The organism is Streptomyces sp. SID5464 (assembly GCF_009862985.1).
Taxonomy (GTDB): domain Bacteria; phylum Actinomycetota; class Actinomycetes; order Streptomycetales; family Streptomycetaceae; genus Streptomyces; species Streptomyces chartreusis_D.
The window spans coordinates 169387-186820 of sequence record NZ_WWIQ01000001.1 but is presented as its reverse complement, the minus strand read 5'-3'; the positions used below and the strand labels follow the sequence as shown (position 1 = coordinate 186820).

Annotated in this window: 12 protein-coding genes; 6 read left to right on the top strand and 6 right to left on the bottom strand. The window is 72.0% G+C overall.

Annotated features, from left to right (window positions below):
• Positions 1 to 175 precede the first annotated feature (175 nt).
• A complete protein-coding gene (rpsA, locus tag GTY47_RS00830) occupies positions 176 to 1672 on the bottom strand; it encodes a 30S ribosomal protein S1 (protein WP_010039549.1) in 1497 nt (498 codons plus the stop codon).
• A 314-nt stretch (positions 1673 to 1986) separates the two neighbouring features.
• Here rpsA and GTY47_RS00825 point away from each other — a divergent pair, with 314 nt between their 5' ends.
• Positions 1987 to 2847, top strand: a complete 861-nt coding sequence (locus tag GTY47_RS00825; protein ID WP_173937308.1) for a class I SAM-dependent methyltransferase — start codon at positions 1987 to 1989, stop codon at positions 2845 to 2847.
• A gap of 4 nt (positions 2848 to 2851) precedes the next feature.
• Positions 2852 to 5392 (top strand): ATP-dependent helicase HrpB, encoded by a 2541-nt coding sequence (hrpB, locus tag GTY47_RS00820; protein ID WP_010039545.1) that lies wholly within the window; start codon positions 2852 to 2854, stop codon positions 5390 to 5392.
• A gap of 13 nt (positions 5393 to 5405) precedes the next feature.
• On the opposite strand, the gene GTY47_RS00815 is transcribed toward hrpB, so the two are convergent.
• The 3 genes from GTY47_RS00815 to GTY47_RS00805 all read right to left on the bottom strand — a co-directional run bounded on the left by GTY47_RS00815 (position 5406) and on the right by GTY47_RS00805 (position 8452).
• Complete coding sequence (locus GTY47_RS00815) at positions 5406 to 6398, bottom strand: DUF3068 domain-containing protein (protein WP_010039543.1); 993 nt, start codon at positions 6396 to 6398, stop codon at positions 5406 to 5408.
• A 25-nt stretch (positions 6399 to 6423) separates the two neighbouring features.
• Positions 6424 to 6558: an SPW_0924 family protein gene (locus GTY47_RS00810; RefSeq protein WP_010039541.1), complete on the bottom strand. Its 135-nt coding sequence runs from the start codon at positions 6556 to 6558 to the stop codon at positions 6424 to 6426.
• A gap of 157 nt (positions 6559 to 6715) precedes the next feature.
• A complete protein-coding gene (locus GTY47_RS00805; RefSeq protein ID WP_010039539.1) occupies positions 6716 to 8452 on the bottom strand; it encodes a lytic transglycosylase domain-containing protein in 1737 nt (578 codons plus the stop codon).
• A 315-nt stretch (positions 8453 to 8767) separates the two neighbouring features.
• Between GTY47_RS00805 and GTY47_RS00800 the strand changes: the two genes are divergently transcribed.
• A complete protein-coding gene (locus GTY47_RS00800) occupies positions 8768 to 9631 on the top strand; it encodes a DUF4184 family protein (RefSeq protein WP_010039537.1) in 864 nt (287 codons plus the stop codon).
• Here the strand turns inward: GTY47_RS00800 and GTY47_RS00795 are convergent.
• Both GTY47_RS00795 and polA read right to left on the bottom strand, forming a co-directional pair.
• Positions 9543 to 10091, bottom strand: a complete 549-nt coding sequence (locus GTY47_RS00795) for a hypothetical protein (RefSeq protein WP_078602822.1) — start codon at positions 10089 to 10091, stop codon at positions 9543 to 9545. The two genes, GTY47_RS00800 and GTY47_RS00795, sit on opposite strands and share 89 nt — an antisense overlap.
• 197 nt (positions 10092 to 10288) lie before the next feature.
• Positions 10289 to 13015, bottom strand: a complete 2727-nt coding sequence (polA, locus tag GTY47_RS00790) for a DNA polymerase I (protein WP_010039534.1) — start codon at positions 13013 to 13015, stop codon at positions 10289 to 10291.
• A 163-nt stretch (positions 13016 to 13178) separates the two neighbouring features.
• On the opposite strand from polA, the gene GTY47_RS00785 reads away from it, so the two are divergent.
• From GTY47_RS00785 to GTY47_RS00775, 3 genes are all read left to right on the top strand, one after another.
• Positions 13179 to 15458: an FdhF/YdeP family oxidoreductase gene (locus GTY47_RS00785; RefSeq protein WP_010039532.1), complete on the top strand. Its 2280-nt coding sequence runs from the start codon at positions 13179 to 13181 to the stop codon at positions 15456 to 15458.
• A 57-nt stretch (positions 15459 to 15515) separates the two neighbouring features.
• On the top strand, positions 15516 to 16004 hold the full coding sequence (locus GTY47_RS00780) for a hotdog fold thioesterase (protein WP_010039530.1): 489 nt from the start codon (positions 15516 to 15518) through the stop codon (positions 16002 to 16004).
• Between the two features lie 118 nt (positions 16005 to 16122).
• Positions 16123 to 16995 carry a trypsin-like serine protease gene (locus tag GTY47_RS00775; protein ID WP_010039527.1) on the top strand — a complete coding sequence of 291 codons (873 nt, stop codon included), beginning with the start codon at positions 16123 to 16125 and terminating at the stop codon, positions 16993 to 16995.
• The last annotated feature ends 439 nt before the right edge of the window (positions 16996 to 17434 follow it).

The window sequence follows — 17434 nt, the reverse complement described above, 5'->3', positions numbered from 1 at the left end:
GGAGGAGGGGAATTTCGATCTTGCCGGCCGGGGCGACGCCCTTCTTGAGGGGCGCGGGGAACGGCGCGACAAGCCCCCACCGGCCGGCAGCCGAGAACCGAGCCGGCGCACGCCGAGGGCCCGCACCTGGAAAGGTGCGGGCCCTCGGTCAGGAACAGCTACTGCTCAGCGAGCGTCAGCTCTGCCCACCGGCCAGCTTCTCGCGAAGCGCGGCCAGCGCCTCGTCCGAGGCCAGCGCGCCGGAGTTGTCCGGGCCCTCGGAGGAGTACGAACCGCCACCGCCGGACGCGGCCGGAGCGGCGGCCTCGCCACCCTCGGCAGCCGCCTGGGCGTCCGCCTCGCGCGACTTGATGACCTGCGCCTGGTGCTGCTCGAAGCGCTGCTGCGCCTCGGCGTACTGGCGCTCCCACTCCTCGCGCTGCTTCTCGTAGCCCTCGAGCCAGTCGTTGGTCTCGGGGTCGAAGCCCTCGGGGTAGATGTAGTTGCCCTGGTCGTCGTAGGACGCGGCCATGCCGTACAGGGTCGGGTCGAACTCGACCGCGGACGGGTCGGCACCGAAGGACTCGTTGGCCTGCTTCAGCGAGAGGCTGATGCGACGGCGCTCGAGGTCGATGTCGATGACCTTGACGAAGATCTCGTCGTTGACCTGGACGACCTGCTCCGGGATCTCCACGTGGCGCTCGGCCAGCTCGGAGATGTGGACCAGACCCTCGATGCCCTCGTCCACGCGGACGAACGCACCGAACGGAACCAGCTTCGTGACCTTGCCGGGCACGACCTGGCCGATCTGGTGGGTGCGGGCGAACTGCTGCCACGGGTCTTCCTGGGTCGCCTTCAGCGACAGGGAGACGCGCTCGCGGTCCATGTCCACGTCGAGGACCTCGACGGTGACTTCCTGGCCGACCTCGACAACCTCGGACGGGTGGTCGATGTGCTTCCAGGACAGCTCGGAGACGTGGACCAGGCCGTCGACGCCACCCAGGTCCACGAAGGCACCGAAGTTGACGATCGAGGAGACGACACCGGAACGGACCTGACCCTTCTGGAGGGTCGTGAGGAACGTCTGGCGGACCTCGGACTGGGTCTGCTCCAGCCAGGCACGGCGGGACAGGACCACGTTGTTGCGGTTCTTGTCCAGCTCGATGATCTTGGCCTCGAGCTCCTTGCCCACGTAGGGCTGAAGGTCGCGGACGCGGCGCATCTCGACCAGGGAGGCCGGGAGGAAGCCACGGAGGCCGATGTCGAGGATGAGACCACCCTTGACGACCTCGATGACGGTACCGGTGACGATCCCGTCCTCTTCCTTGATCTTCTCGATGGTGCCCCAGGCACGCTCGTACTGGGCGCGCTTCTTCGAGAGGATCAGGCGGCCTTCCTTGTCCTCCTTCTGGAGAACAAGGGCCTCGATCTCGTCACCGACGGCGACGACCTCGTTGGGGTCGACGTCGTGCTTGATCGAGAGCTCGCGGCTCGGGATCACGCCTTCGGTCTTGTAACCGATGTCGAGCAGGACCTCGTCCCGGTCGACCTTCACGATGACGCCGTCGACGATGTCGCCGTCGTTGAAGTACTTGATCGTCTCGTCGATCGCGGCGAGGAAGGCTTCCTCGTTACCGATGTCGTTGACCGCTACCTGCGGGGTGGTGGCGGTGGTCTCGGTGCTGCTCGTCATGTGGGAAAGGGCTCCGGTACGGACATTGAAGTCGTAGGTACTGCTACGCCGGGAGCCCGTTTCGCTCTGCAGAAGCCGGACAGCCAAGGAAGCGCCACACAAGATCGGTGGCGCCTCGACAACCGAGGGGACATACATACAGATGCGAGCGCAGCCTGCTACGTCTGAGGTGCGCAGGCCCGCAGCGCAACTTGTAGCATACGGGGGCAGCCGGGCAGGGTCAATGCGCGAAGCCGCCCACCCGGGGCGCAACACCGCATACCCGGCACAAGTCGTGTCGTCCGAGGCCACGCGGGGCGTGCGACGCCCCTTTCGTGACCCCTCCGGGACCGGCTGGACGGAAGAGTACGACGAGGGAGCCGATCATCCAAGAGCCCGAAGCGTCCGAACCCGAGGCCACCCGGCGTACCGCGGGGGTCACGGAGAGCTCCCGCGCCAACCGTGGCTGGTGGGACCGCAACGCGGACGAGTACCAGACCGAGCACGGCACCTTCCTCGGCGACGACCGCTTCGTGTGGGGCCCCGAGGGTCTGGACGAGGTGGAGGCCGAGCTGCTCGGCCCGCCGGAAGAGCTGAAGGGCAGGGACGTCCTGGAGATCGGCGCGGGCGCGGCACAGTGCTCGCGCTGGCTGGCCGGCCAGGGAGCCCGCCCGGTGGCCCTGGACATCTCGCACCGGCAGTTGCAGCACGCGCTGCGCATCGGCGGCCCCTTCCCCCTGGTGTGCGCCGACGCCGGGGCGCTGCCCTTCGCGGACGGCTCGTTCGACCTGGCCTGCTCGGCGTACGGGGCGCTGCCCTTCGTCGCCGATCCGCGCCTGGTACTGCGGGAGGTGCACCGGGTGCTGCGGCCCGGGGGCCGTCTGGTCTTCTCGGTGACGCACCCGATCCGCTGGGCCTTCCCGGACGAGCCGGGACCGGAGGGGCTGTCGGTGTCGGGTTCGTACTTCGACCGCACGCCCTACGTCGAGCAGGACGAGGAGGGCCGCGCGGTCTACGTCGAGCACCACCGCACGCTCGGCGACCGCGTCCGGGACGTGGTGGCCTCGGGCTTCCGGCTGGTGGACCTCGTGGAGCCGGAGTGGCCGGCCTGGAACACCTCCGAGTGGGGCGGCTGGTCGCCGCTGCGCGGGAACCTGATCCCGGGGACGGCGATCTTCGTGTGCGTACGAGACTGAGTGCGTGATCCGTTACGACGCACTGGACGCCCTGCCCGTACGCGGTGCCCTGCCCGCCCTGGACGACGCCCTGGAGGGGCACGGCACCGCCGTGCTGGTGGCGCCGCCCGGCACCGGGAAGACGACCCTGGTGCCGCTGGCTCTTGCGGGGCTGCTCGGTGAGGGGCCCCGGCGGCGGGTGATCGTCGCCGAGCCGCGGCGGATCGCGGCACGGGCGGCGGCGCGGCGGATGGCGTGGCTGCTCGGCGAGAAGGTGGGCGACAGCGTCGGGTACACCGTGCGCGGGGAACGCGTCGTCGGGCGGCACACGCGCGTGGAGGTCGTCACGACCGGTGTGCTGGTGCAGCGGTTGCAGCGGGACCAGGAGCTGGCCGGTGCCGACGTGGTGGTGCTCGACGAGTGCCACGAGCGGCATCTGGACGCGGACACGGCGGCGGCGTTCCTGTGGGACGTACGGCAGACGCTCCGTCCGGAACTGCGGCTGGTGGCCGCCTCGGCGACGACCGACGCGCAGGGGTGGGCCGAGTTGCTGGGCGGCGCTCCGGTGGTCGAGGCCCGGGGGACGGCGTATCCGGTGGAGGTCGTGTGGGCGCCGCCGGCGCGGCCCGTACGGCCGCCGCACGGGATGCGTGTGGATCCGGCTCTGCTGACGCACGTGGCGTCGGTGGTGCGGCGGGCGCTGGCCGAGCGGGACGGGGACGTGCTGTGTTTCCTGCCGGGCGTGGGCGAGATCGCCCGGGTCGCCGGGCAGCTCGGGCAGCTCGGGGACGTCGAGGTGCTCCAGGTCCACGGGCGGGCGCCCGCGGACGTCCAGGACGCCGTGCTGGCCGGCGGGGAGCGGCGCCGGGTGGTGCTGGCCACGTCGGTGGCGGAGTCGTCGCTGACCGTTCCCGGGGTGCGCGTGGTCGTCGACTCCGGGCTGGCGCGGGAGCCTCGCGTCGACCACGCGCGCGGGCTGAGCGCGCTGACGACGGTACGGGCGTCACAGGCGGCCGGGCGGCAGCGGGCGGGGCGGGCCGGGCGTGAGGCGCCGGGGGCCGTGTACCGGTGCTGGGCGGAGGCCGAGGACGCGCGTCTGCCGCGTTTCCCGTCGCCGGAGATCAAGGTGGCCGACCTGACGGCGTTCGCGCTCCAGGTGGCGTGCTGGGGGGATCCGGACGCGTCCGGGCTGGCGTTGCTGGATCCGCCGCCGGGTGGGGCGATGGCGGCGGCGCGGGACGTCCTGGCGGCGGTGGGGGCCGTCGACCCCGTCGGGCGGGCCACGGAGCGGGGCGCCGCGCTGGCTCGGCTGGGGTTGCATCCTCGGTTGGGGCGGGCGTTGCTGGACGGGTCCGGCTTGGTCGGGGCGGAGAGGGCCGCTGAGGTCATCGCGTTGCTCAGTGAGGAGGCTCCGCGAGAGTACGGGGATGATCTGGCGGGTGCTCTGCGTCGTGCTCGGCGTGGGGGTGACGCCTATGCCTCGCGGTGGCGGAGCGAGTTCCGGCGGCTGCGGGCCGTCGTTTCAGGCGTTTCCCACCCACCCACCGGTATCCCGCATCCAGAGGCACCGGTCGACGCGTGGGCGCACTCCTCGGAGGAACACCAGGTCGGGCTCGTCGCCGCGCTCGCCTTTCCCGAGCGTGTCGCCAAGGTCGACGGTGGGTCGTACCTCATGGCGTCCGGAACCCGTGCCGAGGCCCGAGACGGGAGCACGTTGCGTGGTTCCCCCTGGATCGCCGTCGCCATGGCCGACCGGCCCGTCGGCAAGGGGCACGCGCGCGTGCAGCTCGGGGCCGTCGTCGACGAGGAGACGGCCCGGCTCGCGGCCGGCGCGTTGCTGGACGAGCGGGACGAGGTGCGCTGGGAGGGCGGGGACGTCGTGGCGCGGCGGGTGGAGCGGCTGGGGGCCGTGGAGTTGGCGGTGCGGCCGCTGAAGGACGCCGTTCCCGGGCTCGTGCGCGATGCGCTGCTCGAGGGGCTGCGGCAGGAGGGGTTCGGGGTGCTGCGGTGGTCTCCGGATGCCTTTGTCCTGCGGCAGCGGCTCGCGTTTTTGCGGCTGCACCTCGGTGAACCGTGGCCCGACGTCTCCGACGACGCGCTGCACGCGCGCGTGGAGGAGTGGCTGGAGCCGGAGCTGAGCCGGGCCCGGCGGCGGTCCGAGCTGGCCCGGGTCGACGCCGGGGAGGCGCTTTCGCGGCTGCTGCCCTGGGCCTCCGGGGAGGCCGGACGGCTCGACGAGCTCGCCCCGGAGCGGATCACCGTGCCGAGCGGGTCGAGGATCCGCATCGACTACTCCCGTCCCGAGCAGCCCGTGCTGGCGGTGAAGTTGCAGGAGATGTTCGGGCTCCAGGAGTCGCCGCGGGTCGCGGGGGTGCCGCTGCTCGTGCACCTGCTGTCCCCGGCCGGGCGTCCGGCCGCCGTCACCGCCGACCTCGCCTCGTTCTGGAGGGACGGCTACAAGGGGGTGCGGGCGGAGCTGCGCGGGCGGTATCCGAAGCATCCGTGGCCCGAGGACCCCGCCGAGGCGGAGCCCACGCGGCACACCAGCGCCCGGCTGAGGCGCTGACCGACCGCCCGGCTCAGGCGCTGACCGGTGACGGTTCCGCGGCCTCCGTGGGGGCCGGGCCGGACGGGCGGCGGCTGCGGGCCTCCAGGTACAGCGCGAGGGCCAGCAGCAGGACGCCGAGGGTCAGGGAGCCCCACGGCAGGTAGGACGTCAGCAGCAGGATGAGCAGGCGCTGGGACTTCACCAGGTCGACCGTGTGCGTGATGTAGTCCTCGCGCATCTTCACGTGCCCGGCGAACGCGGTCACCTTGTCGCGGTCACCGAGGAGGGCGCCGCCGCGCAGTTCCTCCTTGTGGACTTCCTCGCCGTAGACCGGGGCGCCGGTGAGGGGTTCGACCCAGAACTTGCGGACCGTGGTGTACCAGCGGGTGGTGCCGGTCTCGGCGACCGCCTCGGGGGTGAGGCCCTCGACGGGCAGCGTCTTCGGGATCCGCACCTTGGTCCAGGGGATGGTCTGCTCGAAGTAGTAGACCTCAAGGCCGCGGAAGTCCTGGGTGCCCTCGTAGTGAATGGGGGCGGTGACGCGGGCCTGGGCGTCGAAGTACTCGTAGTCCCGCTTCTCCGTGAGGAACGGCCATTTGAACTCGATGCCCTCGCGGCGCACCGGGTCGCCGTCGACCGTCTCGCCGGTGGCGTGGACGGGTTCCTGGGTGTGGGCGTCGAAGATGTAGCGCTCGGGGATCTTCGACACCATCTCGCCGTCGGGGCCGACGACGTAGGACAGGCCGTCCCAGACGACCACGTCACGGCCCGCCGACTCCTCGATCCGCTCGGAGGCCTCGACGTTGCCCTTGAGGGTCTGCACGATGGTGACCTTGGGGACCGTGCGGGCCCGCATCGTGCCGTAGTCGAGGAGGGTGGCGTTCTCCGCCTCCAGGACCATGTCCTGGTAATGGTTCGCGGGGACCTTGGCGAGGCGCGGGAAGGCGTACCAGCGCAGCAGCGGGGACAGGGCCGCGAAGAACACGGCGAGGGCGAGCAGGACCAGGCCGGCCTTGCGGCGCATCTCGGCCTCCCTCCCGGGCGGGCGGTCAGGGGTGTGCGGGCACCGTCGTCAGCAGCGGCTTCGGGGACGTCCCGCCCGAGGGGGAGCCGAGAGCGGTCAGCGTCAGGACCACGGCGAACGCGACGGCGAGACCGGTCGCGGCGGCGACGAGTGCGCGCATACGGGGCCTCCCCACGGTTGTACTGATACACCGTCAGGTTTCTCGGCACCGTAGCAACGTGCGGCGGAGATGAGAACACGTTGCACACACAACGACGCTCCTCCGACACCAACGGCGCCCCTCTTTGAAGAGGGGCGCCGTGAGTGCTGCTTGAGAGCTACGCGCTCGGACTGGCCGAAGGGCTCGGCGACGACGTCCCGGCGGCCGCCACGGTCAGTTCGACGGTGAGGGTCGCCCCGCCCTCGGTGTTGACGCGCAGCAGGAACGTGCCGGTGGTGTCGTCCGCGTAGAGCTTCGGCAGCTTCAGCAGGCCCTTCGGGTCCGTCCTCAGGCCCGTCAGGACACGTACGGGCTTGCCGTCGGCGTCCTTGAAGTAGGGGCCCTTGTCGTTGGCGGTCGGATCGTCCGCCGACTTGATCAGCGTGGCGGTGGCCGCGACGCCGTCCGCGACGGCGCCCCTGTACGTGGCCTTCACCTCGACCTGGTTCGCGAACTCGCCGCCCGGGGTGCAGGTCAGCGGGGCGTCACCGGTGCGGGCGAGGGTGTCGGCCGCGCGCTCGGTGACGGTGGCCGTGTAGTCGAGGCCCGCGATCGTGCGGCCCACGACGGTGGCCCGGACGGTGACGTCACCCGTCTTCTCCCCCGCCTGCAGTGCGGGTGCGACGGCCACTCCGGAGCTGTTGGTGGACACCGTGGCCACGCTCTCGCCGTTCGTGAACGTGGTGTCCGTGTCGCCGACGATCGTGAAGCGGATCCTGACCTTGGCGACGGCCTTGCCGGCCTTCGTCTCGGCGCGGGTGCTGATCCGCTTGGTGAACGCGTCGCCCGCCATCGCGGTGAGCTTCGCGGTCCCGGCGTCCTCCAGGTGGTGCACCGTGTCGGTGGGCGTGGGCGGCGTGGAGGGCGGCGCGCTCGGGGATCCGGGCGGTGTGGTGGGCGGCTTCGGGGTCGTCGTGCCGCCCCCGGGCCTGCCGGGCTTGTCGGGCCTGGGGCTGGGCTCGGGCTTCGAACCACCCGTACCCGGCGTGCCCGGCGCGGAGGGTGAGGGGCGCGCCCCGGCCGCCTCGTCGCTGCGGTTGTCGGGCAGCGTGCCGGTGCCGTCGGGGACCTCGTGCGTGCCCTTGCGGTAGTACTCCAGCCACCGCATGACCAGGTTCAGGTACTCACGCGAGTTGTTGTAGCTGAGGATCGCGCGGTCGAGGTCGTTCTGGTCGGACAGGTCCCAGTTGTTGCGGCACAGGTAGTGGCCTGCGGCGAGGGCGGCGTCGTAGACGTTGTTGGGGTCCTTCTTGCCGTCGCCGTTGCCGTCGCGACCCGCCCACGCCCAGGTGGAGGGGATGAACTGCATGGGGCCGACGGCCTGGTCGTAGCTGCTGTTGCCGTCGTACGCGCCGTTGTCGGTGTCCTTGATGAGGGCGAAGCCGTTGCCGTCGAGCTGCGGTCCGAGGATCGGCGAGACGGTGGTGCCGTCGGCGGTGACACGGCCGCCGCGGGCCTGGCCCGACTCCACCCGGCCGATGGCGGCGAGGAGTTGCCAGGGCAGGTTGCAGCCGGGCTTGGAGTCGCGCAGCGCGGCCTCGGCCTTCTTGTAGGCGTCGAGGACGGTCGCGGGGATGCCCGCCTCGGTCGTGCCGGAGGGGGTGGGGCCCGGTCCGGTGCTCGGTGACGGGCTCGGGCTGTTGAGCGGCGGCAGGTCCGTGTAGTACGGCGAGTTGCCGGTGGCGCTGCCGTCGGAGGCACTCGCGTCGGGTGAGGGTGCGGCGTCCGCGGCCGTCTGTCTGCCGTGGTCGTTCACGCCCGGAGCCTGGGAGGCGGACAGGGCCGCGACCGCGACCGCGGCCACGGCGGTGGTAGCCGCCCCCTTGCGCAGCCTCCTGCCGAATTGCGCCGCCATAGAGTGAACCCCTCCCGTGGACGCCCGAGCGCCCGTCTCTGTCTGTCGCGCGCTTCTGTTGCGTACGCGTACTTCTGTTGCGCTCGCTCTGTTGTGACGATCGACCGGCCCGAGTGGTTGCCCCCCACGGGCCTGTCTCCTGCCACCGGCACGGTGACCCTGGCGACCCTACGACAACTTCCTTTGCTCGGGCACCCGTTCGTGCCCGTTTTTCACCGGTTGGTCATGCGGTGAGCGCGGTGGTCGGCCGGTGTTCGGCATCCCGCATACTGGGCGCTCCGATCGCCCTGGCAACGACCGTCACGAGGAGCCGAGTTGCCGTTCACGCTGAGCCACGCGGCAGCCGTACTGCCCGCCGTACGCGCCGACGGAACCGGCCGGGGCCCGCTGGTGCCCGCCGTGCTCGTGGCGGGTTCCTTCGCGCCCGACATGACCTATTACGCGGCGAGTGCGGTGTCCGGGGCGATGGAGTTCGGTGACGTCACGCACTCGTTCCCGGGTGTGTTCACGGTCGATGTGCTCATCGCCTGGGCGCTGGTGGGGCTGTGGCTGGTGGTGCGCGAACCGCTGGTGGCGCTGCTGCCGCGGGCCCGGCAGGGGCGGGTCTCCACGCTGGTGCGGTGCGGGGCGCCACGCGCGCGTGTGCGGCCGTCCCTGGTGCTGCGGTGGTACGTGTCCGCGGTGCTCGGCGCGCTGACACACGTGGTGTGGGACGCGTTCACGCACCTCGACCGGTGGGGGATGCGGCTGTTCCCGGTGCTGGGCCGGGAGGTGGCGGGTTCACCGCTGTACTGGTACTTGCAGTACGGCGGTTCGGCGGTGGCCGCTGTCGTGATCGCCGTGTTCGTGGCGCAGGCCGTGCGGCGGGCGCCGGAGCGCGAGCCGGTGGGGGTCCCGGCGCTGTCGGTACGGGACCGGTGGCTGGCCGGTGCGGTGATCGGCGGCCTCGCGCTGGTGGGGGCGGTGCAGCGGGCGTCGCGGTGGTGGGCCTACTGGGGTTCGAGCGCGAAACCGTGGGAGATCATTCCGACGGTGTGCTTCGGGGCGGGCGCGGGGCTCGTCCCGGCGCTGCTGCTGTACGCCGTGGGCGTCAGGGCGTGGCGTCCGGCTCCGGGCCCGGCCCCGGGCGGTCCTGGCCGCGTCGATGACGCGGAGCCGAGCCGGTCGGCCGCTCACTGAGGGGCTCGGTCGTCGTGATGTACACCGTGATGGTGGTGTGCGCAGGGCGGGGCCGTGGGAGCAGGGTGAGGACGAGCGTCAGGTAGCTGCGGGCCAGGTCCGCCCAAGGGCGGCCGGTCCTGCCGGCGCGGTCGGCACCGCCTGGGTGCCGGACGGCAGGGGCTGTGCCCCCGGTGTGCCCGAGGACGGCGGACACGTCGCCGGCGCCGGTGAGACCCGGGACGGCCGTCACGTCGACGGCGCCGGTGCGACCGGTCGCGGCGGGCACCTCGGCGGCGCGCGTGGGATCGGCCGGCCGCCAGCGGTCGGCCAGGCGCCGCCGGAGGCCCGCCGTCGTGTGGCGCAGGACCGCGGTGAGGGTGGCGGGGACGCGGACCGTGCTCGCGGCGGCCGCGAAGGGCGGGACCGGCGGGGGTGCCACGCCTGGGGCCCTGCGACGGAGGAACGTGCGTATACCCATGCCCGCATCTTTCCGACCGCCGGGGGCGGGGGCCCTTTCTCGGGGGCCACGCGAGTGATGGTTTCCGCGGGGTTCCGCGGGGCCGGGGTGGCGGGCCGACGGGGGTGCGCCGGCTCCGGCTCGGCCGACGGCACCCCGCCTCGTCTCCTCCGGAGCTGCTCGGCGCGCCGCTCCGGAGCGGCGCGCAGCGCTCCCAACTAGTGCGCCGCCGACTCCCAGTCCGGGCCCGCGCCCACCGAGACGCCCAGGGGGACGCGGAGGTGGACGGCGTTCGCCATCTCGCGGCGGACGAGCTCCTCGGCGGCGGCCCGCTCCCCGGGGGCGATCTCCAGCACGATTTCGTCGTGGACCTGGAGCAGCATGCGGGAGGCGAGCCCGGCGTCCTTCAGCGCGCTGTCCACCTTGAGCATGGCGATCTTGACGATGTCGGCCGCCGTGCCCTGGATGGGCGCGTTGAGGGCCATCCGCTCGGCCGCCTCGCGGCGCTGGCGGTTGTCGCTGTTGAGGTCGGGGAGGTAGCGGCGGCGTCCGAAGAGCGTCGCCGTGTAGCCCGTCGCCCGGGCCTCGTCGACCGCACGGCGCAGATAGTCCCGCACGCCGCCGAACCGCTCGAAGTAGGCGTCCATCAGGGCACGGGCCTCCGCCGCCTCGATGTTCAGCTGCTGGGAGAGGCCGAAGGCCGAGAGACCGTAGGCAAGGCCGTACGACATGGCCTTGATCTTGCGGCGCATCTCGGCGTCCACGGCGTCCGGCTCGACCGCGAAGACCTGGGAGGCGGCCGTGGTGTGCAGGTCCTCGCCGGAGGTGAACGCCTCGATCAGGCCCTCGTCCTCGGAGAGGTGGGCCATCACGCGCAGCTCGATCTGGCTGTAGTCGGCCGTCATCAGGGACTCGAAGCCCTCGCCGACGACGAAGCCCCGGCGGATCGCGCGGCCCTCGTCGGTGCGGACGGGGATGTTCTGGAGGTTCGGGTCGGTCGAGGACAGGCGGCCGGTGGCGGCGACCGTCTGGTTGAACGTGGTGTGGATCCGGCCGTCCGCGGCGATCGTCTTGATCAGGCCCTCGACGGTGACGCGGAGCTTGGCCTGCTCGCGGTGGCGGAGCATGATCACCGGCAGCTCGTTGTCCGTCTGCGTGGCGAGCCAGGCGAGGGCGTCGGCGTCCGTGGTGTAGCCGGTCTTCGTGCGCTTCGTCCTGGGCAGCGCCAGCTCGCCGAAGAGGACCTCCTGGAGCTGCTTGGGCGAGCCCAGGTTGAACTCGTGCCCGGCTGCCGCGTGGGCCTCCTTCACCGCCTGCTGGACGGCACCGGCGAACATCTGCTCCATGGCCTCCAGGTGCGGCCGGTCGGCGGCGATGCCGTGCCGCTCCATGCGGGCGAGCAGCGCGGACGTGGGCAGCTCCATGTCGCGCAGCAGGTCGGCGGCGCCGACGTCCTCCAGCCGGCTCTCGAAGGCCTCGCCCAGGTCGAGGACGGCGCGGGCCTGGATCATCAGGGCCTCGGCCTCGGCACCATCGTCCGCGCCGAAGGCGAGCTGCCCGTCGGCCGCGGCGGCGGGGGCCAGCTCGCGGTGCAGGTACTCCAGGGACAGCGCGTCCAGGTCGAAGGAGCGGCGGCCGGGCTTGACCAGGTAGGCGGCGAGCGCGGTGTCCATGCGCACGCCCTCGACGCTCCAGCCGTGCTCGGCGAAGACGCGCATGGCGCCCTTGGCGTTGTGGAAGATCTTGGGCCGCCCGGCGTCGGCGAGCCAGGCCGCGAAGGCCGTCTCGTCGGCCTCGTCCAGCTGGGAGGGGTCGAACCAGGCGGCCGCTCCGCCGGGCGCGGCGAGCGCGACCTCGGCCACCGAGCCCGTGCCCAGCGCCCAGGCGTCGACCGTGGCGACGCCGAGGGGCTGGGTGCCGTGCTCGGTGAGCCAGCCGGCCAGCTCGCCCGTGCCGAGCACCGTGCCGTCCAGCTGCACGCCGTCCGTGCTGATGGGGGTGGTCTCGGCCTCCTCGGCGCCGGGGTCGACGGCGAACAGCCGCTCGCGCAGCGAGGGGTTGCGGATCTCCAGGGTGTCCAGGACCATCGCGACGGCCTTGCGGTCGTACGCGGTCCGCTCCAGCTCGGCGACGCCCTTGGGCAGCTCGACCCGGCGCTCCAGCTCCGTGAGCCGGCGGTTGAGCTTGACGGCCTCCAGGTGATCGCGGAGGTTCTGCCCGGCCTTGCCCTTGACCTCGTCCACGCGCTCGACGAGCTCCGCGAAGGAGCCGAACTGGTTGATCCACTTCGCGGCGGTCTTCTCGCCGACGCCGGGGATGCCGGGAAGGTTGTCGGAGGGGTCGCCGCGCAGGGCCGCGAAGTCCGGGTACTGCGCGGGCGTCAACCCGTACTTCTCGAAGACCTTCTCGGGGGTGAAGCGGGTCAGCTCGGAGACGCCCTTGGTCGGGTACAGCACGGTCGTGTGCTCGCTGACCAGCTGGAAGGAGTCCCGGTCGCCGGTGACGATCAGCACCTCGAAGCCCTCGGCCTCGGCCTGTGTGGCGAGGGTGGCGATGACGTCGTCCGCCTCGAAGCCGTCGACCGCGAAGCGGGCGGCGCCCATCGCGTCGAGGAGCTCGCAGATCAGCTCGACCTGGCCCTTGAACTCGTCGGGGGTCTTGGAGCGGTTCGCCTTGTACTCCGTGAACTCCTGCGACCGCCAGGTCTTGCGGGAGACGTCGAAGGCGACCGCGAAGTGCGTGGGCGCCTCGTCGCGCAGCGTGTTGGCCAGCATCGACGCGAAGCCGTAGATCGCGTTCGTCGGCTGGCCCGTCGCGGTGGTGAAGTTCTCCGCGGGCAGCGCGAAGAACGCTCGGTAGGCCAGCGAGTGCCCGTCCATGAGCATCAGTCGCGGGCGGCTGCCGCCGGAGGTCTGGTCGGTCGTCTTCGATGCTGTCTCTGCCACGCCCCCGATCCTGCCACGCCCCACTGACACTCGGCCCCGGCCCCGGCTCCGACCGCGCATGCGCCGGGGCGGGCCGTCGCCCCCAGCCCTCCCCCACCGGGTGTCACCGCCGCGTGGGAGGATCGGAGATGTACCTCACAGTGCAGTGGAAGAGGAGCGTGCGATGGCGACGAAGCCGCCCAAGAGTGATCCGGTTCAGGACGCGCCGCAGGTCGCCGGGCCGAAGCACGCGGCAGCGGGCCTGCCCGCGATCGGGCACACGCTGCGGGTCGCCCAGCAGCAGATGGGTGTGAAGCGCACGGCGCTGACGCTGCTGAGCGTGAACCAGAAAGACGGCTTCGACTGCCCCGGCTGTGCCTGGCCGGAGCCGGAGCACCGGCACAAGGCGGAGTTCTGCGAGAACGGCGCGAAGGCCGTCGCCGAGGAGGCCACGCTGCGCCGGGTCACGCCCGAGTTCTTCGCCGCGCACCCGGTCGCCGACCTGGCCGGGCGCAGCGGCTACTGGCTGGGCCAGCAGGGGCGCCTCACCCACCCCGTCCATCTCCCCGAAGGCGGCACGCACTACGAGCCAGTGACCTGGGAGCGCGCCTTCGACATCATCGCCGAGGAGATCGCCGCCCTCGGCTCCCCGGACGAGGCCGTCTTCTACACCTCGGGCCGCACCAGCAACGAGGCCGCGTTCCTGTACCAGCTGTTCGCCCGCGAGCTCGGCACGAACAACCTGCCCGACTGCTCGAACATGTGCCACGAGTCGTCCGGCTCGGCCCTGTCGGAGACGATCGGCATCGGCAAGGGCAGCGTCCTGCTGGAGGACCTCTACAAGGCCGACCTGATCATCGTCGCCGGCCAGAACCCGGGGACGAACCACCCGCGCATGCTGTCCGCCCTGGAGAGGGCCAAGGACAACGGGGCGAGGATCATCAGCGTCAACCCGCTGCCCGAGGCGGGCCTGGAGCGTTTCAAGAACCCGCAGACCCCGCAGGGCATGCTCAAGGGTGCCGCGCTGACCGACCTGTTCCTCCAGATCCGCATCGGCGGCGACCAGGCCCTGTTCCGTCTCCTCAACAAGCTGATCGTCGAGACGGAGGGCGCGGTCGACGAGGCGTTCGTGCGGGAGCACACGCACGGGTACGAGGAGTTCGCCGCGGCCGCCCGCGCCGCCGACTGGGACGAGACGCTCGCGGCGACCGGCCTGACCCGGGAGGACATCGAGAAGGCCCTCCGGATGGTCCTCGCCTCCGAGCGGACCATCGTCTGCTGGGCGATGGGGCTCACCCAGCACAAGCACTCGGTACCGACGATCAAGGAAGTGGTCAACTTCCTTCTCCTGCGTGGCAACATCGGCCGCCCGGGCGCGGGCGTGTGCCCGGTGCGCGGCCACTCGAACGTGCAGGGCGACCGCACGATGGGCATCTTCGAGCGCCCCGCCCCGGCGTTCCTGGACGCCCTGGAGAAGGAGTTCGGCTTCGCCCCGCCGCGCGAGCACGGCTTCGACGTCGTACGCGCCATCCGCGCCCTGCGCGACGGTGAGGCGAAGGTCTTCTTCGCCATGGGCGGCAACTTCGTCTCCGCTTCCCCGGACACGGAGGTCACCGAGGCGGCCATGCGGCGGGCCCGGCTGACCGTGCACGTGTCGACGAAGCTGAACCGCTCGCACGCGGTCACGGGCGCGCGTGCCCTGATCCTCCCGACCCTCGGCCGCACCGAGCGGGACCTCCAGGGCAGCGGCGAGCAGTTCGTGACCGTCGAGGACTCGATGGGCATGGTGCACGCCTCCCGGGGCCGGCTGGAGCCCGCGAGCCGGCACCTGCTGTCCGAGACTGCCATCGTCTGCCGCCTGGCCCGTCGCGTGCTGGGCGAGAACAGCGCCACGCCCTGGGAGGAGTTCGAGAAGGACTACGCGACGATCCGGGACCGCATCGCGCGCGTGATCCCCGGCTTCGAGGACTTCAACGCGCGCGTGGCCCGCCCCGGCGGCTTCACTCTCCCGCACGCCCCGCGTGACGAGCGGCGCTTCCCCACGGCCACCGGCAAGGCCAACTTCACCGCCGCGCCCGTGGAGTACCCGGAGCTGCCCGAGGGCCGCCTGCTGCTCCAGACGCTGCGCTCGCACGACCAGTACAACACCACGGTCTACGGCCTCGACGACCGTTACCGGGGCATCAAGAACGGCCGCCGCGTGGTGCTGGTCAACCCCGAGGACGCGCGGGCCCTGAAGCTGGCGGACGGCGAGTACGTCGACCTGGTCGGTGAGTGGAAGGACGGCGTGGAGCGCAGGGCGCCCGGGTTCCGCGTCGTGCACTACCCGACGGCCCGGGGCTGCGCCGCCGCCTACTACCCGGAGACCAACGTACTGGTGCCGCTGGATGCCACGGCGGACACCAGTAACACCCCGGCCAGCAAGTCCGTCGTGGTGCGTCTGGAACAATCGGCGACCGACTGAGCGTTTGCTCAGCCACAGTGGTAACCGCATGATCTGGACGAACGGAGACCGGGCCCCATGGGTGAGCAGCAGCATGTGAAGTTCCCGCAGGAGGTCATCGACGAGTACGCCGCTCTCGGCGTGGACCTCTTGGCCCTGTTCTCCGCGGGCCACCTCGGGACCCGGATGGGCGTCCAGATCGTCGAGGCGTCGGCGGACCGGGTCGTCGGGACGATGCCGGTCGAGGGCAACACCCAGCCCTACGGGCTGCTGCACGGCGGCGCCTCCGCGGTGCTGGCCGAGACGCTCGGCTCGGTCGGCTCGATGCTGCACGGCGGCAGCTCCAAGATCGCCGTGGGCGTCGACCTGAACTGCACCCACCACCGCGGCGTACGCTCCGGCCTCGTCACCGGCGTGGCCACGCCGGTGCACCGGGGGCGCTCGACCGCCACGTACGAAATCGTCATCACGGACGAAAGCGACAAAAGGGTGTGCACGGCCCGGCTGACCTGCCTGCTGCGCGACGTGAACCCGCGCGACGAGCAGCTCATCCGCGCCCCGAGCTGACCGACGTAGGGAAAACCCTGGAGGGGCGGGCGCGCTCTTGTCGCGGCCGCCCCCGCGCGCTTCACTGACGCTCCACCCCCACAGGAGAAGACCCGTCCCACCCCTAGAAGGGTTTCTCTTGACCTCCGTACGTGCCCTCGCCGTCACGGCCGCGGCCGGTGCCGCCGTGCTCGCCACCGCGCTGCCGTCCTCCGCCATCAACTCCTACAACGCGACACCCGCCCCCGAACGCACCGAGGTCGGCGCGCTCGTGGCCACCTGGGACAACGACGGCGACCCCGCGACCCCCGACCGGGTCGACTGGGTCTGCTCCGGCACCATGATCGACGCGGACACCTTCCTGACCGCCGCGCACTGCACCTCCGACTGGCCCGACGACGTGCGGTTCTACGTGTCCCTGGACCAGGACGTGCAGTCCGGGCTCGACGCGGCGGCGAAGAAGTACCCGGGCGACCCGGCCGCGCAGGCCGCCGCCGTCGCCGTCCCGGGCACCGCCCACACGCACCCCGGCTACCCGGGACCGGCCTCCGACACCCACGACATCGCGGTGATCGAACTGCCCGCCGCCAAGGTCAAGGCCCGCTGGAGCTTCACCCCGGCCACCCTGCCCACGGCGAACCAGCTCGGCAGACTCGGCCCGCAGGGGCTGAACGCCACCGACTGGCTCGTCGCCGGCTACGGCACCCAGGAGGCCGTCAACGGCCCCGGCGGCCAGACCCACCCCGGCGGCGGCGTCCGCATGAAGGCACCCGTCACCTTCGACGCCCTCAACGACTCCTGGGCCCGGCTGGCGATGACCGCGCCGCAGGGCAACGGAGGCGCCTGCTACGGCGACTCCGGCGGCCCCAACTTCGCCTTCATCGGCGGACGGAGGATCCTCGCCTCCACCACCATCACCGGCGACACCCCCTGCTACGCGACCAACGTGACGTACCGCCTGGACACTCCCGGCGCCCGCGCCTTCCTCTCGCCGTTCGTGAAGCTGCCGTAGCCCCGCGCCGCCAGCCACCGGCCACCCGGCACGACCGACCGCCCCGCCGCCCCGGGCACCGCCCGGAGCGGCGGGGCGCTGCGCTGCACGGGCCCGGGGAACCGTCAACTCCGCGGAAGCGGACGAGAGTTACGCGGAAACAGACGAGTGTGACGACGCCAGCGGCAGTCAGGACGTCGTCCGCGCCGACGCGGCACGCCCGACCGGCCGGCGCCCCGGCCGCCCGAGCCGGCACCCGCCCCCACCCCCGCCCCCGCACCGGCCCGCCGACGCCACCGCCTGGCTTGACCTCGTCCTCACCGAACCCTCAACTTCCCCCGGCGAAAACCCATGACGTCACCGGCGCCATAACCGTTCCCCCTTGCTCGGAACTCCCCCTGGACGCGGAGATCCCTTCCTCTCTGTAACGCTCCGTAACGCGCGCGCAATACGGCACCGC

Bases quoted from the DNA above. Each gene is read 5' to 3' on its own strand.
- GTY47_RS00815 (WP_010039543.1), bottom strand. From the start codon at position 6,398: ATGCGCCGCAAGGCCGGCCTGGTCCTGCTCGCCCTCGCCGTGTTCTTC.
- GTY47_RS00785 (WP_010039532.1), top strand. From the start codon at position 13,179: ATGGCGACGAAGCCGCCCAAGAGTGATCCGGTTCAGGACGCGCCGCAG.
- GTY47_RS00780 (WP_010039530.1), top strand. From the start codon at position 15,516: ATGGGTGAGCAGCAGCATGTGAAGTTCCCGCAGGAGGTCATCGACGAG.
- rpsA (WP_010039549.1), bottom strand. From the start codon at position 1,672: ATGACGAGCAGCACCGAGACCACCGCCACCACCCCGCAGGTAGCGGTC.
- GTY47_RS00805 (WP_010039539.1), bottom strand. From the start codon at position 8,452: ATGGCGGCGCAATTCGGCAGGAGGCTGCGCAAGGGGGCGGCTACCACC.
- GTY47_RS00810 (WP_010039541.1), bottom strand. From the start codon at position 6,558: ATGCGCGCACTCGTCGCCGCCGCGACCGGTCTCGCCGTCGCGTTCGCC.
- GTY47_RS00795 (WP_078602822.1), bottom strand. From the start codon at position 10,091: ATGGGTATACGCACGTTCCTCCGTCGCAGGGCCCCAGGCGTGGCACCC.